Source organism: Maribellus sp. CM-23 (genome assembly GCF_021354595.1).
Taxonomy (GTDB): Bacteria; Bacteroidota; Bacteroidia; order Bacteroidales; family Prolixibacteraceae; genus Draconibacterium.
In genome coordinates this window covers 306,348-329,027 of sequence record NZ_JADWYJ010000002.1, presented here as the reverse complement: position 1 = coordinate 329,027, position 22,680 = coordinate 306,348, and the positions used below count along the sequence as shown (strand labels likewise).

Here is a 22,680-nt window from a genome sequence, read left to right as displayed (position 1 = left end):
TATCTTTATTTTCGCATTAATTACCTGTTCGGCTCACTAAATTTGAATCTCTTTTTAAATTTGTATTTTAGAGCAAAATAGGAAAAAAAATAATTCAAAGAAATACCATCATTCGTAAAAATGAATTTCCGGAATAAAACTTATAATCGATTGATAGATAGTGTTTACAGGGGATCGTTGTTGCTGGTTCTTGTGTTTCTGACTGTTAGTTCAGTGCTTGGGCAAAGCACCAAACGCACCGAAAAACTGTTTGAAACCGCGCGAAGCCTGTACTCTTCTGACCAATATTCGAAAGCCATCGACGTTTGCCAGCAGATTCTGGGTATCGACAGTCAAAACGTAAATACGCATCTCTTGCTGTCCGAAATGTACAAGGATATGGATTCGACCCGGCTCGAAATCAGTCATCTTTCGAAGGCCCGGAAAGCGAGTGACAATCCTTTGATCGATTTTCGTCTGGGAGAGGCGTTTTACAAGTTAGGAATGTACTCCGAAGCTTTGAATTTCTACGATCAATACAAGGAAAACAAAAACATTCCGGAGAAACGGCAGTTTTTGCTGGCATGTAAAATAGCCAGTTGCAAATTTGCGATGCAGGCCATTGCCAACCCGGTAGATTTTGAACCCAACCGGTTGGGAGAAGGCGTAAACAGCGAGTTTGACGAATACTGGCCCACGCCCACTTTAGACGGAAAGCACCTGGTATTTACCCGTTTGGTTCGCGATTCAGTAAACCGGCCGCAGGAAGATTTTTTTATGGTTGAGCTGGATTCGCTGAACTGGGAAGCTAAACCAATGAGTGGTGTAAATACCGAAGAAAATGAAGGAGCCCAGACTTTGTCGGCCGATTCGCGCATCATGTTTTTTACAGCTTGTAACCGTCCTGATGGTTTTGGGAGTTGCGATATTTATTTTTCGCGTTTTCTGAACGGAAAATGGACCGAGCCTCGAAACGCAGGCGAGCCGCTAAATACTTCGTCGTGGGAAGCGCAACCTTCGTTTTCGTCGGATAACCACTACCTGTATTTTTCGAGCAATCGTGCAGGTGGAAAGGGGAAAAAGGACATTTGGCGGATCGAGTTCAGAGGATTTGGCGAGGATGGAAATCCCCGGTGGAGCCAAGCACAAAACCTGGCAGAAGTAAACACCAAAGGCGATGAAGTTTCGCCGTTTATTCATGCCAATAATCAGAACTTCTACTTTGCTTCGGATACACACATTGGAATGGGCGGTCTTGATCTTTTCTCTGCTTTTGTAGATGAAACCGGTGCGGTTCACGATGTTAAAAACCTGGGCTACCCGATCAATACCAACAAAGACGATATGGGCTTAACCATCAGTTCGATTGGAGATGTGGCTTATTTTTCGTCGGCGCGAGAGTCTGACCGGGGACTGGATATTTTCTCGTTTAACCTCGACCGTGGGTTGCAACCGCAGGCGGTAACGTATGTAAAAGCTACCATAAGAAATAAGAAGACACAGCAACCGATTGCTGCCAGCATTGAGTTGGTAAATGTTAACTCGAAACAGGATAACAGCCGTATTCAGAAAGCGGATGAAAACGGGGAAGCGATGCTGGCTTTGCCTTTGCGGCGTAACTATGCCTTTAATGTGTCGGAAGACGGTTACCTGTTTTATTCACAGTCGATGCAACTGGCCGAAGTTAACTCGCTTACCGATCCGATCGTTCTGAACATTGACCTGGAACCCATTGAAATTGGTGCGCAGATGGAGTTGTACAATATTTACTTCCAGACCGATTCGTTCCGCATTTTGCCTCAGTCGGAACCAGAGTTGCAAAAACTGGTTACTTTCCTGCAAACAAATCCGAAGCTGAAAGTGGAGATTCAGGGGCATACCGACAGTTCGGGTAATCCGGATAAGAACCTGGAACTATCGAAGTTAAGGGCCAAATCAGTGGTGGATTACCTGGTTGAGAACGAAATTCAGTTGGGTCGTCTGAAATGGGATGGTTACGGTGATACGCGTCCGATTGCTACCAACGACACCGCCGAAGGGAAACGACAAAACAGACGTACAACCATTAAAATCATTGAAAAGTAAGAGGTATGAGTGTTGATTATCGCATCGATCATGATTCCGAAATACCCAAATATAAGCAGGTGGTCGATCTGATCATCTCGGATATAGAGGCAGGAATTTTTAAGAAAGGGCAGCGGGTGCCATCGATTAACGAAACCAGTGAAGAGCTGTTGCTTTCGCGCGACACGGTTGAAAAGGCGTATGTTTCGCTTAAAAAGAAAGGCGTATTGGCATCGGTTCGTGGGAAGGGTTATTATGTAAATCAGGTAAGCGTTCAGAAAAAGCTAAAGGTGGCGCTGATCTTTAATAAGCTGAGTAATTACAAACGTAACATCTATTATTCGTTTGTGGAAACCCTTGGCAGCAAAGCAGGGGTGGACGTGTTTATTTACAATTACAGCATCGAGAAGTTTGAGGAGATCATCAACGATCATCTTACCACGTACGATTATTTTGTGATACTGCCACAGTTTAACGACGAGAATGCCAAAGCTGCGGATGTGATCCGGAGGATACCCAAAAAAAAGGTGTTGCTGATTGACCGTAACCTGGATGGACTGAACGGTTATCCGGTGGTGTACCAGGAATTTGAAAAGGACATTCAGGCTGCCTTGGGAGAGGCGCTTTCGCTTATTCGCAAATACAGCCAGCTTAACCTGGTTTTTCCGCAAAACGAGTTTTACTCGAAAAACATCATTCGTGGATTCCGGGTTTTCTGTCAGGTAAACAAACTGGCATTTTCGGTGATTCATCAGTTTGCCGGGGAAGATGTAAAAAGGGGAGAAGCCTATGTGTTGGTTTCCGACGACGATCTGTACCGCTTTATTAAGATCTGCCGCGAGCGGAAGTGGAAAACCGGCACCGATGTGGGGGTGGTGGCCTACAACGACAACCCGGTAAAAGAGATTCTGGAGGACGGCATTACAACCATCACCACCAACCACGATGAAATTGGGCGCACGGTTGCCCGCATGATTCTGAACAGTGATTTCAGAAGAATAAAAAGCCCGTTCGAATTTATTAAGCGAAATTCATTGTAGAAAAACGAGGTTCAGTATTTTTTGTGAGTTTCGTTAAGGAATCCAGTCAATAATGGGCTGATCGTTGATTTGTGCTTTTTTCCATTCGGTAAATGCGTGGTAATTTCGGATGCCATCTCTGATTACTGCCATGTAAATCTCAATCCCCATTACTTTTTCATCAGCGGGAACCTCGTTTTTGATGGACAAGATGGCTTCTTTGGTTTCGGGTGTCAGCACTTCGTTTATCCGGCGGGCAACTTCTTCCATTCTGCCCGCATAAAACGAACCCTTCAGAATATGAATCATATCGATTTGCCACTCGTCGTTTTTGTCGTCTAAATACCACATGTGCCATTCCAGGCATTTTTCTTCCGTATCCAGTAAATTGGTGTAAGTGATTCGTTTAACCTGCGGGTTGGTTGCCAGTTCTGCTATGGCTTTAAAACTGTCAACGATTGAAAATTGATCGGAATAAACGTGAAAATCAATGTCCCGGTTTTTCATCAGTAATCCTGTAGGAACCGAGCCGATTAAATGGGCCGTAATTCCGTATTTCTGCCAGGTTTCCTGAATCTGAAGTTCATTTATGATTTTATATGCTTGTTTTAAATTCTTCTCCGCAGTTTCTAAATATCCTTTTTCTGTTTTCATCGATGTTGATTTTCAATGGATTTTTTGTGACTTGTGTGATTTGTAGAAAAATGCAATTCGTTTGTGGGTGATTCTTGACTCCTGTTCATTTAATCACGCTCGCATTCGGATTTCCTTTGTTTTTTTGCACAACAAATATATCCCGCTTCGTATCCCGAACCAAGCGAATTGAATTCTATTTAGGTGTTTCTTACCAACAGGTCGGCTACTGCTCAATGTGTTCAGGCTTCGGAAGATTTGGCTTTGGCCCTTTTAGTGTGCTTTAGGTTGTTTGTGTTGTCACAAAATAGCTTTGATATTATCCTGACTTTTAAATGCCGAAATCTACCTGAATTTATGAAGCGATATTTCTTTCAACGGCGCTCCTCCATCAATGAAAAGTCGTCCATTTATGGTTAATGCCAGGGCGATTTTTTGCAAAGCTTGTTCTTCTATTTCGGGATGTCGTCCATCTAAAGCCCCAACTCTTACTGCCACAGCAATGTCAAACGGTTGCTCATTGTTCTTGAATGTAAAATCTTCGATGGCCACTTGCCGGAAGGAAAGACTACCGGTTGCCATTTCGGCCTGTGAACCGGAACTGGCTTGCTGAATCGCTTTGGATGAACGATCAATGGCAAGAATGTGTCCATTTCCAATTCGTTGTGCTATTTCCCGAGCCATGGCGCCCGGACCACAACCAATTTCCAAAACACGAATGCCATTTTTTAAGGGCAACGCCTCAACAATCTGCTCAAGCCTTTGTGAAAGTTTTCGCATGGCTACTTTTTAACGTCGTACCAAAGCTGAACCAATCCTGACGGGTAACCAATGCTTCGCTTGAATACAAGCTGCTGCTCAACGTTGCCCTCTTTAAACAAACGAATCCCGTCGCCGAGTAAGTGCGGAATTACACTTACAATTATCCGGTCAATTAAGCGGGTGTTTAAAAGTTCGTAAACGATTTCGGCACCACCATCACAATAAATATTCTGTCCCTCCTGTTGTTGCAGGGATTTTACCAGCTTAACCACATCGTCAGTATACTCCGCATGTTCTTTCTTCCCCGTCCTGGTTCGGGAAATTACATAGACCTTTTTACCTTTATGTGGAACTCCCTGACCAAACGACAACACTTTATCAAAGGTCTTTCGCCCCCAGATTACCGTGTCAATGCTTTGCAAAAAATCTGCATGGCCGTAGTCTTCATTTGCTGTTTCCACCATTGACAAGAAATCGATGTTGTCATCTTTCTTGGCAATGTAACCATCCAAACTCATGGCAATGTATAAGGCTAATTTTCTTTTCATGACTGAACTGTTTTATACAATTAACTGGTTGTTGTTAATCCCTGTCCACTGAATAGTTCAGCTCTGTTACCCCTGAAGTAAATTGCCGGGTAGTCAACAGGTTTAATTTTATCTTGTCTTTGATGTCTGCAAACAAAGGAATGCCACGTCCAAGAACAATTGGATTTACAAATAGCCAATAGCCATCAATTAAGTTTAGTTGAATAAGTGAATGTGTCGCAGAAGGGCTACCAAAAAGTAAGATCTCGTTACCTGCCTGTTGTTTTATTTCGTTTATCCGGTCTGAAAGGTTTTCGCGAATTATCGTTGTGTTAGCTAAACCGGAATCTTTCATCGTTCTTGATAAAACAACTTTGTGCGTCTTCATGTACCACTTTGAATGTTCAATATCGTGTTTGGTCGCTGTTGGCTTATCTCCTGCGGTAGGCCAGTAATTTTCCATCATCTGGTACGTTACTCGCCCATATAATGCAGTGTCCCCCTCGCTTATCCGCTTGCCGACATAATCAAAAATCTCTTCATCCACTTTAATCCAATCCATTTCTCCGTTCGGTCCTGCCACAAAACCGTCCAGCGATATGTGCATAAATGAAATGATCTTTCGCATGGGTTTCTTTTTTGAATGATCGCTCATAATCAGAAATTTAAGTTTGATTCAAATTTTAATAACCGTTTCTCTCTTGAATAAAACAAGCGTGACAAAACAATGGTTTTGTTGATATCGAATTTGCAATCAATCATTTTATCACGGCTTCAGGTTCTTCTGAATTGATCAGTGGCAATAACTTATCTGTCAGATATTGCGCCCACGAAGCGGAGCAGGTATCATAGCATTCCAGCTTTGGAGTTAGCCCTTTGTGCGTAAATACCAATTGTGTTTGATTTCCTTTTTCTGAAATTTCAAAAATTACTTCTGTGTTTGTCCACTCATTTGGATTTTCAACGAAGCTAAAACTACTGTGAGTCGTGAGCCATACGATTTTTCTGTTGGGAATCACTTCCACCAATTTGTGCTCGGTATAGTGGGCACCCCCGCCTGCAAAAAAACTGAATTTATCATGAAGCTTTTCCGTACCTCCATTTATTTCTTCCGCATGAAATCCGGACCACCAAGCCCGAACGTTGCTAATTGCCTGGAATACTTTTTCCGGGCTTTTGTCTACCAAAAGAGTAAACGTAAAATCTGCTGTTTCCATTTTCTATTGTTTTAGTTGTGAATCATTAACGGTGAAATGTATTGGTGGTAGATTTGCCAAACCAATACATATCACTAAAAACCAGTGGAGTATAACAATATTATCTTAGCTCATCTGAACGATGTCCGGGAGTAGTTATTAGGATGTTGCCTCAATCCATTTATTGACGAGGTTCTTAAGTTCTGCTTCTTTACTTTCAATATCATCCAGGTTTTTAAATGTGGCAACAGCCCGGTCATTTTCCTTCCAGGCAAGAAGCCCGGATAGGTCGTTAATTAGCTTGTTATCGGGCTGAGCCAGTTTTTTAGCTCCCCGGTGAAAAATAACCTGAACTTGTTTGGGAGGTTGAATTCTCATCGTTATCCGGTCTTCATTCTGAAAACTATAATTGGGGCCGTTCCACTTTATATTTTCAGTTAGTTCGCATCCGGCACTTACTATTAAATCCCGCAAACGCTCTATTTCATTTCTCAACGGATGCTTAGTCCCATTAAGAAATTTGGTGACCTCCTCATTTTTCATTTTCACAAGCTTTGTGTATTCTAAGAATTGTTTTCATGGCTCTGTTTTTTCATTTGCTTGTAAATTTTTGAATCCAGGCAGTTCAGCTCTCGCAATAGTTTTTCAAACGGAATAAGAACATGGCCCAGTTGTAATTACACCATCTGTAAAAGTCAGTAAGTTCTCTCCAGTCAAGATGTTTGAGAATGACGGTTGTTATTCCATCTTTTTCCGATAATTCAAAAGAAATTGTTGTTCCTACCCATTCTTTGTCAGACTCAACGCATTCCCAAACAACTTTTTGGTTCTCCTTCAATTCAACAGTTTTCAATTTTGTCAGGTAGCCTTCGTCAAAATCAAATTCATTGATAAAACCAACTTCGGCTTTTACCTTCAATTTCTTTGTCCATACATTTCCCAATCCTTCTTCGGAAGTTAAGGCCTGATATACTGTTGATGCAGGAGCTTTTAGGTAATTGATGTGCTCAATATCTAACATTTGCTTCGGGTATCTTACTTCATCGAGTGCAATCCAATGATGTTTCCTTCGGTATCTACTGCTAAGGAAATAAAACCATGTTCACCAATAGACATTTTGGATTGGTGCACTTGTCCACCACTGGCAACTACACGGCTTTCTTCCACTGCACAGTCTTCGCAACCCAGGTAAACGATTGTACTGTTTCCTCCAGCTTTCATTCCCTCCATTTTAACCAAGGCCCCGGGAACTCCATAGCTTTCCATGTTGCCGGGAAAAACTTTCATTAGTATAGATGGATTTGAGGGGTCAGCCATATCATCGAGTTGAACGCCAAAAACACTTTCGTAAAATTTGGCAGCCCGGTTTATATCTTCCACATAAATTTCGAACCATACTACAGGATTCTGTTTCTTCATTTTTTAAGCTTTTATAAATTTATATTACACAAAGCTCAAAAAACAGAACCAGAAAAATCTTGCCATAGGATAAGTTTTACGTTTCTTTTGAAATTTCCTTTCTGATCCTACTCAACGAAGTGTCGGTAATGCCTAAATAAGTAGCAATGTGTTTTAACGGAACCTGTTTGATTATTTGAGGCTTTTCGCGCAACAGATTCAAATACCGTTCGGTGGCCGTTAAAGTGATCATGCCAATGGAGCGTTGTTTGGAACTCATAAGCTGGCTAGCCATCCAGGCTCGTCCCCATTCTCTGAACCCTTCAATTTTATGAAACAGTTCCTGAAATGTTGGGTATTCAATCTTCCACAAAACGCCATCGCTTAGCGCCTGGATATTTTCCATGGCCGGAATACGCTGAAACAAGGAAGACACATCGATCAAAACATCGCCATCAATGAAGAAATCGGTCGTAATTTCATCGCCACTGTAGTTAAATACAAACGATCGAAACAGTCCTTTTTCCACCAAGTAGTATTCGTTACACCTTTCGCCTGAACGGATGACAACATCGTTTTTTGAAAATTTAACCCTCGCATGAACGGCCTTAATTTCTTCGTACTCCTCTTTTAAAATGGACGGATAGCTGTAGGCTTTTTCGAATAAAGAATTTTTCATTATATGTTCACTGGTTTGGCCAACGGGTAAGGACTGTCTCATTTTCGGGGTTGGTAAATGGATTTTTTGCCGGTGTTTCGATTCGAATTGAGTGTTCCTTTGGTTAGCGGTTTGTTGTTCTATCTCTGTAAAGTATTATATTCTCAGTTTGTGGCAACTTAAATCATGTGAGGCTTTCTTTTGAGAAAGCTCTTAATACTCTTTCAACACTTCGCGGTTAAAGTTTGTTTACAGCAGGCAACGCTGGATTTTTATATTTATTGGAAGCAAGAAGACACGGGTTTACCGTATAACAAATGTCCGGTACATTTTTGTTTGACTGAGATGCTTCTTTTGAGGGACTGATAAATGAAAGCTTTTGCCCTGGAAGCGGTTTTTCCGTTGCTTGTTATGGATTCACACCACCCGGGTTTTCACGCTCTTCCAGGTTGAAATACTGAAAGGCCAGGAAAGTAACCGGGATAACGCTCAAAAGAGTCGTAAGAACCGAGGCAAAACCTGTCCACATCCAATACCAGTCGGGGAAATCGGCGAGATTAACATCGGCCGGAGCGAATATGCCGGTAGAAAAACCCAACAGGATGGTGGGCAGCGACAAAATGGTACCTACAGCGTAAACTATCAGAATGGAAACAATATTCAAGGCCAGTGTATTCCACCATTGCGAGTTTACCAGTCGCCACGATTTTGACACGGCATCGCTGATTCCCTTCTTCTCAAAAATAGCGATAAAGGCAATCAGTGAGAGGGTGTTGGCGATGTAGATACCTGGCAATACGCACATAAAAATACCCAGAATAATGGCTGCTGTGTATAAAAGTCCGGCACCAAGCGCCAGCAAACTGTTGCTAAAAAAACGGGAGCTGATGTCGTGAAGCGTAAAATTGCCTTTCCCCAGTTTTATATAGGCCTCGAGGTAGGAATAATAAGTGCCCACCAGCAGCGAATTAATAAACAGCCCGAACAACATAAAAAGAAAGAGGTTCGAATAAAAGGGGCCGATGTTGGCCATCAGGTTTTCCGGGTCATTGAGGTCGAAACGACTCAATACATTTCGTTGCATGTAAATTTGCGCGACTACATACAGTACCACAAATGGCAAAACATACACCAGCAAAATCCTGGAAATGGGTTTTATTTCCTGTTTTAAAAATTCAAAAGAATCGGTAATAATCGCGCCCAGATCGCGCGTTTTCCTGAATCGGATATCTTTCTGCTCCATAAAAACCGTTGCCCTTATTCAAAGGTCCTCTCTTCAATCTGGTATTTGTTTCGTTCGCTCGAACTTCTGGATACCAGTTCTCCCAGAAATCCTCCCATAAAAAACTGTGCCCCGATAATCATGGAAGTCAGGGCGATGTAAAAATAAGGACTGTCGGTAACCAAATGTCCGGTAATTCCGCGGCTGAGCAAAATAAGTTTTTGTACACCAAGATATCCGGCCGAAAGAAAACCGATGATAAAAATAATGGCTCCGAGTACGCCAAAAAAGTGCATGGGGCGTTTTACAAAGCGCGAGATAAACATCACCGAAAGCAGGTCGAGTGGCCCGCGCACAAAGCGTTCGAGCCCAAATTTGGTAACGCCGTATTTTCGTTCGGCATGAACCACTACTTTTTCCCCGATTTTTTTGTAGCCCGCCCACTTGGCCAGCACTGGAATGTAGCGGTGCATTTCGCCATAAACCTCAATGCTTTTGATAACGTTTTTGCGGTACGCTTTCAGTCCGCAATTCATGTCATGAAGCTTAATGCCGGACATCCGGCGAACGGTCCAGTTATAAAGTTTACTCGGAAGATTTTTGGTGAGGACCGGGTCGTGGCGTTTCTTTTTCCAGCCCGAAACCAAGTCGTAGCCGTCTTTCTGTATCATCCGGTAAAGCTCCGGAATCTCGTCGGGGCTGTCCTGCAGGTCGGCATCCATGGTAATGACCACATCACCCTGAACGGCCTCAAATCCGCAATACAAAGCAGCCGATTTCCCGTAGTTGCGCCTGAATTTAATCCCTTTAATCAGCGGGTTTTCTTGTTGAAGTTTCTGAATCACTTTCCACGAGTCATCACGACTCCCGTCATCGATCATCATAATTTCGTACGAGAACTGGTTCTCGTCCATTACTCGTTTGATCCAGGCCGCTAATTCTGGAAGCGATTCCTCTTCATTAAAAAGAGGCACAACTACGGAAATATCCATTGCTAAAAGTTAATGTTCTTATTCAGGAACCAGGTCCGATGGGTTCTTTTTAGTAAATATTGCTGTGATTAAGCTAATGATCAATCCTACAAAAGCACCTCCCAATATGCCAAAGGCAGCCAGTATGGCCGGTTTCTGGAATTTGGTGGCCATTCCCACTACCATATCCAGTTGCTCTTCGGGTACCTTCCCTTGTTCAATGATTCGCTGTTCGGTAAGGATGCGCAGCTGCTCCTGTAACGAAGGATCAATAACTGCATACAACAAATAGGCATAAATCGACGATAGTACAGAAGCGAAAATCAATGCCAAAACACCCACTCCCAGTGCCTGTCCGTAAGTCATTTCACCACCCAGACTCTTTCTGTAAGCGAGCTGTGCCCAAACTGCACCGCCTAATAAAATAGGCCACGAAACATATTGTGCCCAAGTTTCAAACATTAAACCAGCTACGTAAAGAATAACCGAGATCAGAATCAGGGCAACGCCAATGTAAATACCCGAGGTTAGTGACGATTTCAATAAAGATGCAGGTTTTTGTTCTTCCATGTCTTTTGTTTTTTTGATTAGGTTCAACAAATATAAACGTATTTTTAATGATCGGCTGAATTGGCGGCCTTAATTTTGGGTTTATCGTCAGCTCTCTTCCGCTACATTATGTAATTTGCGGGGCTCACTTTCTTCCGTTTTTTCTTTTCATCTTCTGAAAAAAGATTAGTCTGCCGCGGAATTTTTACTGTTCCAAACATGCTATTACTTCTTTGTTAGCCGAAGGAGAGGAGCTTTTTCAAAAATTTTCCGAGAATAGTAAAAAAAATGCTTGTTTTTAGTGTCAGGTTTTCAGTAGGATAGCAAGAAAGTACAAAACTTGTGGAGGGTGAAAGCTAAATTTTGTTTGGCGGGAAATGAAAATTTTCTACTTTTGCGCCGGGTAAGTCCTGTGCGACCAGCTCCTGCTGAATCCCCCCAGGGTCGGAAGGCAGCAAGGGTAGGCGGTTGAGCGGTGCGACACAGGTCGCTTACCCACTTTTTTCGAAAGAAAAAACGTTCTGAAAAAAAGCTGAAAAAAGAGGAAAAAAAGTTTGGAAGTTCACAAAGAAATACTTTCCTTTGCACCCGCTGATTCAGACAGCAACGTTCTAAAAAAAGACTGACAAAATAATAAGCCGAATTAGCTCAGTTGGCCAGAGCACGTGATTTGTAATCTCGGGGTCCTCAGTTCGAATCTGAGATTCGGCTCTTATTAAAATACTTGGGAAGATACCGAAGCGGTCAAACGGGGCAGACTGTAAATCTGTTGGCTCAGCCTTCGTAGGTTCGAATCCTGCTCTTCCCACCCGTAAGTTAAAGCCGTAATTGACATTCAGTTAGTTACGGTTTTTTTTTGTCTTTTTGCACAACATTTGCACAACACAGAGAAATTCTAACTCGTTTGTTATTCTCGTTTCCGAAGGTAGATAAAAAAATCCTCAGCCGAAAATCCATTGCAGGAACAACTGAGGATTCATTGGTCAATCACACCTGTATTTATTCGTCATAGGGAGTCTCTGTCATTCCTGTTTCTGGTTGCCCTTCCGTCCACTCTAAATGATAGTGGAGTTTAAAGCCATTGGTAGCCTTCAAGGTCACATTAGTTTCATAAACATAGACATCACTTTCATCATTATCATCTTCTTCTTCATCGACAAAATAAAATTTCTCTGGTTCGATCTCTTCCAGCTTAGAGCCATACAGTAATTCGAAGATGAGGTTGTAATCTTTGTCCGAAACGACCTTGTAACGATTCTCTTCAGTTTTTATATCCTTTGCAATTCGATCGATTCGTTCTTGCTCGGTAGGTAACGACCTGAGTTCACCCAATAAGATATTTATCCGATACTCCAGTTTGTTTTCATCTGTTGGGTTTTTCACCATCTTCATGGCTGTCCTAAACTCTTCTTCTCCTTCGCCATGAAAGCCACAGTAAGGGCATCCCCAACGGAGGCTTTTATTCGAGAAGTAAATGTAAAATTTGCAACATCGGGGACAGCTAGCAAGCCACTGATTAACACCGTTTGCATTAGGATGAGGGTTTAATCCGTATTTTTCGAATAGGGATGTAAGTTGAGGAGGATTCTTTAAGGCTTCCTTTTCATTACGTTCAAGCTCTGCAACCAGTTCTGCTTTCATTGAGTTAAACTCTTGTTGCGAGAAAAGACCATCAGTAGCAGCTTCTGTCGGAAATCCAGAGAAAAGCCTCGATTCTTTTATGTATTCTTTCAGGATTGTTTTCGACTGGATACTTATTGGTTCTGAAGACCGTTTAAATTGTGCAATAATATTAAACTCCAAATCTTCGATTTTACTTACTAGCTGAAGATACTCATCTTCTGTTTCGAGATAATAAATTGACTGCACTACTGTATCAACAAAGATATTCAGATTAAAAGTAGTCAGAAGTTGAAACTGGTCAAAATACTCACTGGGATCGCCAAAATCATGGCGAGATGAAAGGTTGAAACCTTCTTTTTGTACTGATGCGTTCATAGCAATAATGTTTTTAATGAATAACTATAAACACCTCGAAAACCTTGGGATGGATGCATTTTATTTTGACGACCGTCCACATACTAAACCACCGTTGTGTTGCCCACTCGGTTGGTGACAGTATTCACTGTTCTCTTGATGTTGGGTTAAAGATAATATTATTTTTGAATGCCTATCGAACCAAGCTGGGATCCTTTGTACTTTATGCAGTTTGGTTATTCGTTGAAACTCGTCTTTATTTATAAAAAGAAATACATTAATGGTATACCTACTAAGTCACCAAGCAGTACTCCCAGTTCAAATTCTTTGAATGGTCTCGTGTTGTAACGGTTAATATTGTTGATCAACACCAAAACGGTGATAATGACGACATAAAGCAGCGTGATACGCAAGTCGAACCATGAGAAGACCCAGATTGACATCAATACCAATGCTACACTTTCTATACCTCCCATGATAATTCCAGTGAAAGTTTTTGGAGGCTCTGGTATTAGTGAATATTCTTTTTTGATGTATTGGATAACAAAAAGCAGCGGACTTGTTATCAGCATTGCAAGAGGATAAGCCAAAACAAAGGCTAAAATAGAAGCAATAATCTTCATGTTTGATGTATTTATTGGTTTTGCCAAATATATTAAATTCAGACTATAGTCCGTAGACTTAGGTGTGTTATTATTGGATTTTTGTGCTGACTAAAGTCAGCGAAATGATAATCAGTACATTTGGTAAGGTTATTCGGGAGTTGAGAGAAGAGAAAAAGCTCTCACAGGAAAAGCTTGCCGAGTTGTGCGATCTTGACAGGACGTATATTTCGCTTCTTGAAAGAGGCCTAAGGCAACCAACAATTACCACCATATTTAAACTTGGAAAGGCACTTGGTATTTCTCCGTCCAAACTGGTCGAGCAAGTAGAGGACAAAGAACAATAATCACTGTCCAATATTCGGTTTAGAATAGAAATACTTATCACTTCCTACTTACTATAAGCCACAGCGAGAAACCCAACATATACGTTATGTTATAAATCAGATTTTAGTTTTTTCTGAAATTCATATGTTGCTAAATAGATGAATATTACTACATTTCGAGAAATCTTGCTGATGTAATGATTCAACCTCGGACTTTTCTCTCAGAAATTAAATTGTGTTATGATCCTTTTACTGGGAATACACTGCTTAAGACAACAGACATTTGTATCCTCGTGAGCAAAAGATCTCTTGCAAATATCAGAAGTCCATTCGACCTGCCCCTTGATAATAAGGGTTTGAATAACAATAAAATACAAAAACGACATATAGTAATATGTAAAGTGCATTGCAACTTATAAATAAGTTAGCGATAAGTTTAAAAATTAACGAATGAGAAGTTTAGTAATCATATTGGGTATTTTAGTATTCGTTGGATGTACAAAAAATGCAAAACGATACCAAACCAAGGTTCTCAATAATTACATTGAAAACGATAAAAAAGAATGGCTTGAAAATAAACTTGATAATAATGTCTTGTATCTATTTTTCCTTTATGGCTTTAACAATGAAATAATTGAAATTGATTATCACAACGTCACACTCAAAGAGACATCAGTTACAACAGATGAATCTTTAGGATTAGCAACAGTCTTGGTTATTAACAAAAACGCAGATACAAATCTTAAAATTAAAGTGTCTAAAGGAACTGAATTGGTGTTTAATCCATTTGAATTTGAGAGCAATAAAATCGGAATATATTTTAACGAAGACACATTGATATGTCAACCATTCAGATATGCACCAACATTTGAATAAAATAAATAAAAACCAATCGCTAACAATTTGTAATATGGCAGGCGGGTGTCTTAGCGGTCTGACAAGTCAGACCTGTCGCCCACTTTCCTGCGGGTCTGACAGGATTTCTCTTCGAAATCCCGCCCGACCACATACAAGTGACCGTTACCAACAAGGCTAAAAAGATAACAGCAAAATTTGAAAAAGAATGAAAAAATGGGATAAAAAGGATGCTATAAATGCAATTCAAAATCTTATCGACCAGATTCCAGATGTTAGAAAATCTGGGAGAAAATCACAAAACCATATGAGGTGGTTAGCAAATGCATTAAGACTGTTAGAAGAAATATTCGGTGCAAACTCAAGATATTATTTAACCTTGGCAAATTTTTCTTGGCAACAAACAGGACAAATGATTTTTCAAAGTTGGGATATTGAAGGTGCAATTGAAGAAAGACATGAAAGTGCATTTAGAGAACAAATGAATCAAGCTTCAGGATTACTATTAGCAGCAAAAGACCATTTAGATAATTCTGAAATATCCGAGGTGTATGAAGGTAAAAACACACCTGATGAGACAAGTGAATTATTTAAAATAATTAATCTAGGGGCTAATAAACTGAGAAAAATAATTAGAGAAATTCCAGAAAAAGAAAAAGATATTCAGGATAAATATGAAGATTTATTAGTTGCGAATGACATTGAATACTCAAGAGAATTTCCTCATATCGAATATTCATCTAAACAATATGTACCTGATTTCAGCTTCCAAAAGATAAACCTAGCAGTTGAGATTAAATTATGCAAAAAAGATGAGAAAGGATTAATTGCACAACTAAATGATGACATACTCGCTTATAAAACAGTATTTAGGAATATCTTATTTATAATTTACGACTTAGGACAGATTAGAGATGAAGATTCTTTTAAATCATCTTTTGAGACAAATCCAGACATCATAATTCAAATAATAAAACATTGAAAGCCCAGTTGGTAACAAATTGTAAATTGCATTGCGGGGTTCGTGTGGTGTCGTTCGCTGGATTCTCGTTTCGCAGTTCCGTGTCCTTCGGACAGGAACGCTCTCCGAAATCCGCAACGACAACTTACAAGTGACCGTTATGCCCAACTTTAAACAACGACACAAATGCAGAAATTCATCTTCTTAGATACAAATAACTGGATTTACCTTTCAAATGGATTCAATATTTATTCAAACAAACATGATGAACTTCATTTAAAAGTATTTGAAACAATTCGAAAAAGAGTGAAAGAGGGAAATCTTGTATTTCTGATAAATGATATTGTTCTTAGCGAATGGGAAAGGAATAAAGAACAGTCAGAGAATCAAATAAAAGAAATTGAGAAAAAATTTAAAGGTCATACTGGAAATCTAAAATCGCTAAATGAATTTATTGGTGGAGAAAAAACGGAAGAGATTGATGCTTTAAAGAAAAGCCTTGAAGAAAAGTATAAAGAAAAAATAGCACGACATAAAAATCATATTAAAAATGTAGAATTCTTCCTGAAAAATGAAACCGTAAAAATTCAGATTTCTGATAAAACAAAAATTGATGCCTCCAATCTAGCATTAGAAAAAAAAGCCCCATTTATAGGAGACAAAAGAAATAGTATGGCTGACGCTTTAATACTTCTTAGTTCAATTGAGTATTTGTATGAAAACCATAAATTCCCAGATTTCTCATTAGGAAACGACGGAAATTATTTCTTCCCTGATTCGTTTTTCGTGTCAAGCAATAGTGGAGATTTTTCCTCTAGTGAGGATAAAGAAAAAATTCATAAAGACCTAGAGCCTTTTCTGAAAAAGACAAATACTAAGTTTTTTTACACACTCGGAAAGTTAATTAATTCATTAGAAGTAGAGTTCTTAACTGAGGAAGAAGAAAATATCATTGAACACGTGGATGATAGAGTGTATTGTGATATTTGTGATTGTGATTACTATCCTTCTGTAAATTTCTCAGACTATTTTGAAGTTTATAATCCGAATAAAAAATTTGTAGACAAGAACCAATATTCTTTTGAGTTCCCAGAAATAGAACACAATCTGATAATTAGTGAAGAAATGGCATCACCTATGTCAAGTATTAGAACGGCAGAATGTGAACACTGTGGAGCTGAGTTTATAGAGTGTCTTTGTGGCGAAATTAATCATATAGAAGATTACAATACAATTATTGAATGTATTGGTGGTTGCGGGACTAAATTTAGAATTAATGCAGATATTGATAGAAAAGGAATGGTTCACAGCATAGAATATGAATTAATTAAGGAATTTAGATGTACTAAATGCGGAGATGAATTTGAAGAGGTTGACGAGAATGGTCTTTGTGAGGAGTGCGCAGAATATGAAAGAATAAGTAACGAAGAATAAAAAGCAGGGCATAACATTTAGTATAAGTAATGGCAGGCAATGTGGCAAATATCAAGGTTTGCATCCCGCTCAAACTACGTAGCGGTTTGACAGGAAACTACCACGCAATCTGCCACTACTCATACAATTTACCGTCAGACTGTCTAAAAACCTTTTTGCATGAGGGTATTATTCGGATAGCTGACTTTGAAAAGAATGAAATATTGAAATCTCAACGGCTTAATTTTACTTTTTAGACAGACTGCCGTTACCTGCAAGTGTAAAAAAACAAAACTGCAATACTAAAACAGGATTAAAAAAATTGAAAAAACAGATAGAAAATATTAGCTCTTTGATTGAAGGTTGGTACAAGAAAAAATTAGTTTTTGCCTACCCACTTCTGCCCTTCGGGACAGTTGGTGAAGCCCTCGCGCATTGCACACATTTGCAAATCGCACTGACTTCCCCACAAACCAAAATTTGCAAAAGAGGGCAATTCTTTCAGAACGCACAATTAATCAAAAAATAACCGATTATAAAATAAAACTATGTGGAGAGATAGCGAAACAAATATAGACTTATTGGATTTTGATTATCTAATAGGAATCACAAAAGACATAATTACAAATGACGAGTTATCTCCTTCGAGTATCGGCGTTTATGGAGATTGGGGCAGTGGTAAGTCAAGTCTAATTGAAATGACTTTAAACGAATTATCACAAGATGTAGATTATTTGTGTTTAAAGTTTAATGGCTGGTTATTTGAAGGATATGAAGATGCAAAGACAGCTTTAATTGGAACAATTTTAGATGAAATAAATCAAAAGAAGAAGCTTTCTGCAAAGGCGAAAGAAGTAATTACAAGACTATATAAAAACATAGACTTTTTTAAATTAGCAAGTAAAGGTGTAAAATATGGTTTGGATTTCTTAATAACAGGAGGAATAGGAACAATAGCAGATATAACATTACAATCTATTGTTGGAAAAGCAAAAGAAAAAGCATCTGAAGTTTCAGAAGAAGACATAAAAGGAGCGTTAGGTGAAGCATTTAGCAGTAGTGAAATTAGAAATAATTTAAAGTCCTTTCAAAATGATTTTGCAGAATTGTTGAATAAAACAAAAATTAAAAGATTAGTTGTATTTATTGATGAATTAGATAGATGTAATCCAGACACTATATTAGAAACACTAGAAGCTATCAGACTATTTCTTTTTGCAGAAGGAACTTCTTTTATCATTGGTGCAGATGAACGTCAAGTAATGTATGCCGTCAGAAAAAAATTCCCTGAAGTTAAAGGCAACAAAATCGATATTGGGAAAGAATACCTAGAAAAAATAATTCAATACCCCGTTAAAATACCACAATTAGGAGTACAAGAAGTTCAATTCTATATTATGTGCTTATTATTGAAATCTGAACTAAAAGAGAATTACGAAAAGGTTTTAGATTTTATTAAAGAAGAAAAGAAAAAAGATTTCTTGAATTTTAGAATGTCATTTAACTTAATTGAAGGAAAATTTCCAGATATTGAGGACAATATAAAGGATGTCATTGCATTATCAAATCAAATATCAGCAGTTCTTTCTAAAGGATTAAATGGTAACCCTAGACATTGTAAACGCTTTTTAAATTCTTTATCAATGCGTATTACAATGGCAAAATTAAAAGGGATTGATTTAGATAAGAAAGTTCTATCAAAATTAATGCTTCTTGAATATTTTAAAGATAATGTTTTCAAAGAACTTGGGGAAATGCAATCTTTAGAAAACGGATTACCTCAAGAAATAAACTTAATAGAAGCAGATGATTGGGATAATGTAAAGAGATTAAAACTATGGCAAGAAGATGATTGGTTTAAAAATTGGATTAAAATAGTGCCCAAACTTAGTAATGTTAATTTACAATCCTATTTCTATTTTACAAGAGAAAGTTTACAACTTAGAAACACATCAGAAAATCAACAGCTAAGCATTGAAGCTGAAAATATATTAAATGGATTATTAGCAGGTAGTGATTCAGCAAGGACAGAAGCTCTAAAAAAGACAAGTTCTATTAGTGATTTTGAAGCTTTACAGATACTAAAAGTGATTATTAACGAAATAGAAACAGCATCAGATATTACACCAGAAATATTTAAATCTTTTATTTCATGGGGCAGTTCCAGAACAGAATTATTTACTGAAACTATAGTCTGCTTAAATGCTATTCCGAGTAATAATATTAGAGCATCATTTGTACCAAGAATAAAACAGTTTGGTAATATAGCAAACAAAAGCAAAGACATAACTGAACTTTTTAGAAAATGGCAAAAGGAAAATCCAAAACTAAATAGTGCAATTATTAATGAACTAAATAACTAATTATGGGAACCTCTACTCGATATACGGGTCCATCAAGAAATCCTTTATTACCTGACGATTTTAATGATTCATCAACCCCAGATAATGAAGCTCCTCAAGAAACAGGAGAAGATAACTCAAATGGACAAGATGATTTAAACAACAATGAAACTGCTAACAACCAGCAAAGCTCAAACAATGTAGATTCAGAATGGACAGCTGCTAAGACAAATATGTCCAAATATGCATCTGGTTCTTCGTCTAATTATAAAAACGCTGTTTCAAGCTATGTTAAAGCATATGGTGGAGCAAGAAATGCTGCAAAATCTGCATCCAGCGGAGTTCGCTCAACAGTTAGTTTTGGACAATTCTTAAATAACACTTCTAGTCAAGGAATTAGAGAAACACTTTCCTCATATAAAATTGATTACGAAGGAAGGTCTGCAAAAGATATTCTTACTGATGTTATTAATAAAATTGCTCCAATACCTATAACAAAAGAGGATTCTGTCGCTCGTAAAGCATTAATAAGGACAATGGAAACCCTTTATGAAAAAATAGAAGATGAAAATAAAGATATTTCCACTTTAGAAAAAATCGACAGCAATCTCTTGAATGAGATGATACCAATACAAATCGAATCATATATCTATGAACGTATTATTAATGATTTAGGAAGTCGTATCGAAGAAAACTCATCTTCTCCTTTTGAAGCTATAAACAAAGAAAAAGAATTGCAAGAATACATCCACTCAAAGGTGGATACAACACTTCAACAGAAAGATTTTACACAAATAATTATAAATGAGAATGCAAGTCGTGATGTAGAGAGTCTATATCAACAATGCTATAAAGTTATGGAGGATATGCTATGAACCATATAGTTTGCAAACTTAATACAGACGATAAATTTTCCATTTCAGAACAGAATATTGAAATTGATTTAACTAATAAAGACTATTATCACTTATCTTTTTTCAACAAAGCTAGAAGGTTATATCAATTCCCAACTTTTTTCAAAAAAGAGGCATTAGACCTTTTCTATATTTCATTAATAGTTTTTTTTGCTGACAGGAAAATTATTAGGAGCAAATCTGCCGATGCTTGGACAAGAGAAATAACATTACATATTCCTGTTTTAGAACTTAATAAATGGCAAGAAAATAAAACTCGTTTAGAAGAAATGGTTTCTTTTCTAAGTGGCGACATTTGGAAATTTGAATTTAGAGAGAGAGAAGAAAATGAAACAGAGATGAAATTTTCAGCAGGTATGGAAAAATCAAAGAAAAATTTCATACCTGATTTCTTTTGTATGCTATCTGGTGGTCTTGATTCATATATTGGTGCAATAGATTTACTACAAGAATCTAAAAATATTGCATTTATAAGTCATTATGGTGGGGGGAAAGGGGTAAAACCTTATCAAGACTTAGTTATTTCAAATTTGATAAAAGAGTATTCTCTTCCCAAAGAGTTATTTTTTACATTCAATGCTGTCCCAATTAAAACTAAAGAGGAAATTGAAAACAAGATATCCCTTGAAGATTCAACCAGAACTCGTTCTCTTATGTTTTTTGCACACGCAATACTCCTTGCATCCGCAACAGACAAACCGATTGATTTATATATTCCTGAAAATGGGTTAATTTCATTAAATATTCCTTTGACAAATACAAGACTTGGTAGTAATAGCACAAGAACAACACACCCCTATTATATGTCAATGTTACAAAATCTTATGAATAATTTAGGAATTGCAGTAACACTCAAAAACCCTTTTCAATTTTTCACAAAAGGCGAGATGATAAAGAATTGTAAAAACCCAAACTTTCTAAAAGGGACTCTTGCCAATACAATGTCTTGTTCTCACCCCGATAATGATTGGAAACTAAGAAAAGAAACGCCCTCCCATTGTGGATATTGTTTGCCTTGCGTTATTCGCAGAGCAGCTATTGAATTTGCCTTTGAAAATGATAATTCGTATTATAGGATACCAAATTTCGACAAAGGAAATCAAGCTCCCAAGGAACTACAATCATATAAAATTGGAATATTGGACTATAAAAACAATATGACTAATGTTTCATTTAAAATCCAAGCTTCAGGTCCAATACAAAATAAATTTAATGAATTTGAAGAACTTTATAAAAGAGGAATGAATGAATTGATGAAATTATTGGATAAGTATAATGGCTAATCATTTATATGATACACACTTTCACTTAGATTTATTTAAATCTACTGATGAAATAATTAATGCAATAGAAAAGAATCAGATTTATACTATTGCAGTTACTAACTTACCGGTACTTTTTAAAAAACTAAATGATACATTGTCAAGTAAATATATCAGACCTGCATTAGGTTTTCATCCTGAATTATTAGCTCAATATAAGCATCATATTCCTCAAATGTGGGATATGCTTAACGAGGCAAGATACATTGGGGAAATTGGGTTGGATTTCAAAATAGGGAAAGAATCAAAGGAACTCCAACTTTCCTTTTTTACAGAATTAATAGAACGTTGTAATGAGCATAATAATAAGATATTAACCATACATTCTCGACAAAGTGCAAACGATGTCGTTTCAATTATTGGCTCATCATTTAGAAATAAAGTAATTCTACATTGGTATTCAGGAAGTATAAAGACATTAAAACAAGCATTGGAAAATGGATATTATTTCTCGATAAATTATTCAATGATAAATTCTGATTCTGGTAAAAGTTTAATTAAACAAATACCTTTAGAAAGGATGCTGCTAGAAACTGATGCCCCATTTATACAATATAACGGGAAGCCATTTACTCCATTAGACATAAAACATATTGTTTATGAACTTTCTAAATTTTTAGAGATTGACTATAATAAAATGGCTTCAATACTTTGGGCTAATTTTAAGGGACTATTAGAGTGAATCACACACAGCCAAGCACATTTGCAATTCGCAGAGCCAATGCTTGACCAAAAAATGCAAAAGAGCTTGTCTGTCTGCTATCGCTTTTTTGCCGCCGCTAAAAACTAATTTTTTCAGGAACAGCAGTGCTTCGATTGAGCGGATTTGTGAATGTAAAAGACCGATAAACAATTGATAATAAATAAACACCAGCAGCTAACATTTTGAAAATTGCATTGCTGGTGCAGTGGTGTGCGTTCCCTCTGCTCCTTTCTTGACCGTCATTTCCGATAGCCTTCATCCATTTCCCCACAACCACGAAAAAATTA

25 protein-coding genes, 2 tRNA genes, 1 other RNA gene and 1 riboswitch are annotated in these 22,680 nt (G+C 37.9%); of the genes, 14 read left to right on the top strand and 14 right to left on the bottom strand.

The window, feature by feature from the left end; genetic code table 11:
* Nucleotides 1–150: 150 nt before the first annotated feature.
* Complete coding sequence (locus INQ51_RS08625; protein WP_233377568.1) at nucleotides 151–2,064, top strand: OmpA family protein; 1,914 nt, start codon at nucleotides 151–153, stop codon at nucleotides 2,062–2,064.
* Nucleotides 2,065–2,069: 5 nt separating this feature from the next.
* On the top strand, nucleotides 2,070–3,083 hold the full coding sequence (locus tag INQ51_RS08620) for a GntR family transcriptional regulator (RefSeq protein ID WP_233377567.1): 1,014 nt from the start codon (nucleotides 2,070–2,072) through the stop codon (nucleotides 3,081–3,083).
* 33 nt (nucleotides 3,084–3,116) lie between these two features.
* On the opposite strand, the gene INQ51_RS08615 is transcribed toward INQ51_RS08620, so the two are convergent.
* From INQ51_RS08615 to INQ51_RS08560, 12 genes are all read right to left on the bottom strand, one after another.
* Nucleotides 3,117–3,716: a hypothetical protein gene (locus INQ51_RS08615; protein ID WP_233377566.1), complete on the bottom strand. Its 600-nt coding sequence runs from the start codon at nucleotides 3,714–3,716 to the stop codon at nucleotides 3,117–3,119.
* Between the two features lie 324 nt (nucleotides 3,717–4,040).
* Nucleotides 4,041–4,475: a class I SAM-dependent methyltransferase gene (locus tag INQ51_RS08610; RefSeq protein WP_233377565.1), complete on the bottom strand. Its 435-nt coding sequence runs from the start codon at nucleotides 4,473–4,475 to the stop codon at nucleotides 4,041–4,043.
* A 2-nt stretch (nucleotides 4,476–4,477) separates the two neighbouring features.
* Complete coding sequence (locus INQ51_RS08605; RefSeq protein WP_233377564.1) at nucleotides 4,478–5,005, bottom strand: dihydrofolate reductase family protein; 528 nt, start codon at nucleotides 5,003–5,005, stop codon at nucleotides 4,478–4,480.
* A 34-nt stretch (nucleotides 5,006–5,039) separates the two neighbouring features.
* Nucleotides 5,040–5,639, bottom strand: coding sequence for a dihydrofolate reductase family protein (locus INQ51_RS08600; RefSeq protein WP_233377563.1), 600 nt, complete (start codon nucleotides 5,637–5,639; stop codon nucleotides 5,040–5,042).
* Nucleotides 5,640–5,742: 103 nt separating this feature from the next.
* Nucleotides 5,743–6,201, bottom strand: a complete 459-nt coding sequence (locus tag INQ51_RS08595; protein ID WP_233377562.1) for an SRPBCC family protein — start codon at nucleotides 6,199–6,201, stop codon at nucleotides 5,743–5,745.
* A 138-nt stretch (nucleotides 6,202–6,339) separates the two neighbouring features.
* Nucleotides 6,340–6,723, bottom strand: coding sequence for a DUF1801 domain-containing protein (locus INQ51_RS08590; protein WP_233377561.1), 384 nt, complete (start codon nucleotides 6,721–6,723; stop codon nucleotides 6,340–6,342).
* 82 nt (nucleotides 6,724–6,805) lie between these two features.
* Complete coding sequence (locus tag INQ51_RS08585) at nucleotides 6,806–7,201, bottom strand: SRPBCC family protein (protein WP_233377560.1); 396 nt, start codon at nucleotides 7,199–7,201, stop codon at nucleotides 6,806–6,808.
* A gap of 14 nt (nucleotides 7,202–7,215) precedes the next feature.
* Nucleotides 7,216–7,599: a VOC family protein gene (locus tag INQ51_RS08580; protein ID WP_233377559.1), complete on the bottom strand. Its 384-nt coding sequence runs from the start codon at nucleotides 7,597–7,599 to the stop codon at nucleotides 7,216–7,218.
* Nucleotides 7,600–7,675: 76 nt separating this feature from the next.
* Nucleotides 7,676–8,257, bottom strand: coding sequence for a Crp/Fnr family transcriptional regulator (locus INQ51_RS08575; protein ID WP_233377558.1), 582 nt, complete (start codon nucleotides 8,255–8,257; stop codon nucleotides 7,676–7,678).
* A gap of 388 nt (nucleotides 8,258–8,645) precedes the next feature.
* Nucleotides 8,646–9,479: a hypothetical protein gene (locus tag INQ51_RS08570; protein WP_233377557.1), complete on the bottom strand. Its 834-nt coding sequence runs from the start codon at nucleotides 9,477–9,479 to the stop codon at nucleotides 8,646–8,648.
* 14 nt (nucleotides 9,480–9,493) lie between these two features.
* Entirely contained in the window at nucleotides 9,494–10,450 is a 957-nt protein-coding gene (locus tag INQ51_RS08565) for a glycosyltransferase family 2 protein (RefSeq protein ID WP_233377556.1), read from the bottom strand.
* An 18-nt stretch (nucleotides 10,451–10,468) separates the two neighbouring features.
* The gene (locus tag INQ51_RS08560) at nucleotides 10,469–10,999 is read right to left on the bottom strand and encodes a DUF4199 domain-containing protein (protein WP_233377555.1); all 531 of its coding nucleotides are present in this window, start codon (nucleotides 10,997–10,999) and stop codon (nucleotides 10,469–10,471) included.
* Between the two features lie 380 nt (nucleotides 11,000–11,379).
* On the opposite strand from INQ51_RS08560, the gene ffs reads away from it, so the two are divergent.
* From ffs to INQ51_RS08545, 3 genes are all read left to right on the top strand, one after another.
* An RNA gene (gene ffs, locus INQ51_RS08555) (signal recognition particle sRNA small type) lies at nucleotides 11,380–11,478 on the top strand.
* Nucleotides 11,479–11,615: 137 nt separating this feature from the next.
* Nucleotides 11,616–11,689, top strand: a tRNA-Thr gene (locus tag INQ51_RS08550).
* A gap of 15 nt (nucleotides 11,690–11,704) precedes the next feature.
* Nucleotides 11,705–11,786 (top strand) — tRNA-Tyr (locus INQ51_RS08545).
* A 191-nt stretch (nucleotides 11,787–11,977) separates the two neighbouring features.
* On the opposite strand, the gene INQ51_RS08540 is transcribed toward INQ51_RS08545, so the two are convergent.
* Both INQ51_RS08540 and INQ51_RS08535 read right to left on the bottom strand, forming a co-directional pair.
* Nucleotides 11,978–12,976, bottom strand: coding sequence for a hypothetical protein (locus tag INQ51_RS08540; RefSeq protein ID WP_233377554.1), 999 nt, complete (start codon nucleotides 12,974–12,976; stop codon nucleotides 11,978–11,980).
* Nucleotides 12,977–13,027: 51 nt separating this feature from the next.
* Nucleotides 13,028–13,123, bottom strand: a riboswitch (SAM-I-IV-variant riboswitch).
* Between the two features lie 92 nt (nucleotides 13,124–13,215).
* Nucleotides 13,216–13,578, bottom strand: a complete 363-nt coding sequence (locus INQ51_RS08535; RefSeq protein WP_233377553.1) for a hypothetical protein — start codon at nucleotides 13,576–13,578, stop codon at nucleotides 13,216–13,218.
* A 104-nt stretch (nucleotides 13,579–13,682) separates the two neighbouring features.
* Here INQ51_RS08535 and INQ51_RS08530 point away from each other — a divergent pair, with 104 nt between their 5' ends.
* The 9 genes from INQ51_RS08530 to qatD all read left to right on the top strand — a co-directional run bounded on the left by INQ51_RS08530 (nucleotide 13,683) and on the right by qatD (nucleotide 22,372).
* The gene (locus INQ51_RS08530; RefSeq protein ID WP_233377552.1) at nucleotides 13,683–13,904 is read left to right on the top strand and encodes a helix-turn-helix domain-containing protein; all 222 of its coding nucleotides are present in this window, start codon (nucleotides 13,683–13,685) and stop codon (nucleotides 13,902–13,904) included.
* A 429-nt stretch (nucleotides 13,905–14,333) separates the two neighbouring features.
* Entirely contained in the window at nucleotides 14,334–14,759 is a 426-nt protein-coding gene (locus INQ51_RS08525) for a hypothetical protein (RefSeq protein ID WP_233377551.1), read from the top strand.
* A 187-nt stretch (nucleotides 14,760–14,946) separates the two neighbouring features.
* Entirely contained in the window at nucleotides 14,947–15,720 is a 774-nt protein-coding gene (locus tag INQ51_RS08520; RefSeq protein ID WP_233377550.1) for a hypothetical protein, read from the top strand.
* Nucleotides 15,721–15,885: 165 nt separating this feature from the next.
* Complete coding sequence (locus tag INQ51_RS08515; RefSeq protein ID WP_233377549.1) at nucleotides 15,886–17,133, top strand: PIN domain-containing protein; 1,248 nt, start codon at nucleotides 15,886–15,888, stop codon at nucleotides 17,131–17,133.
* A 301-nt stretch (nucleotides 17,134–17,434) separates the two neighbouring features.
* On the top strand, nucleotides 17,435–17,641 hold the full coding sequence (locus tag INQ51_RS08510; RefSeq protein WP_233377548.1) for a hypothetical protein: 207 nt from the start codon (nucleotides 17,435–17,437) through the stop codon (nucleotides 17,639–17,641).
* Between the two features lie 19 nt (nucleotides 17,642–17,660).
* Nucleotides 17,661–19,475, top strand: a complete 1,815-nt coding sequence (locus tag INQ51_RS08505) for a P-loop NTPase fold protein (RefSeq protein ID WP_233377547.1) — start codon at nucleotides 17,661–17,663, stop codon at nucleotides 19,473–19,475.
* 2 nt (nucleotides 19,476–19,477) lie between these two features.
* The gene (gene qatB, locus INQ51_RS08500; RefSeq protein WP_233377546.1) at nucleotides 19,478–20,329 is read left to right on the top strand and encodes a Qat anti-phage system associated protein QatB; all 852 of its coding nucleotides are present in this window, start codon (nucleotides 19,478–19,480) and stop codon (nucleotides 20,327–20,329) included.
* Complete coding sequence (gene qatC / locus INQ51_RS08495; RefSeq protein ID WP_233377545.1) at nucleotides 20,326–21,651, top strand: Qat anti-phage system QueC-like protein QatC; 1,326 nt, start codon at nucleotides 20,326–20,328, stop codon at nucleotides 21,649–21,651. The genes qatB and qatC overlap by 4 nt, the downstream gene beginning before the upstream one ends.
* Nucleotides 21,644–22,372 carry a Qat anti-phage system TatD family nuclease QatD gene (qatD, locus tag INQ51_RS08490; protein ID WP_233377544.1) on the top strand — a complete coding sequence of 243 codons (729 nt, stop codon included), beginning with the start codon at nucleotides 21,644–21,646 and terminating at the stop codon, nucleotides 22,370–22,372. Before qatC ends, qatD begins: the two co-directional genes overlap by 8 nt.
* The last annotated feature ends 308 nt before the right edge of the window (nucleotides 22,373–22,680 follow it).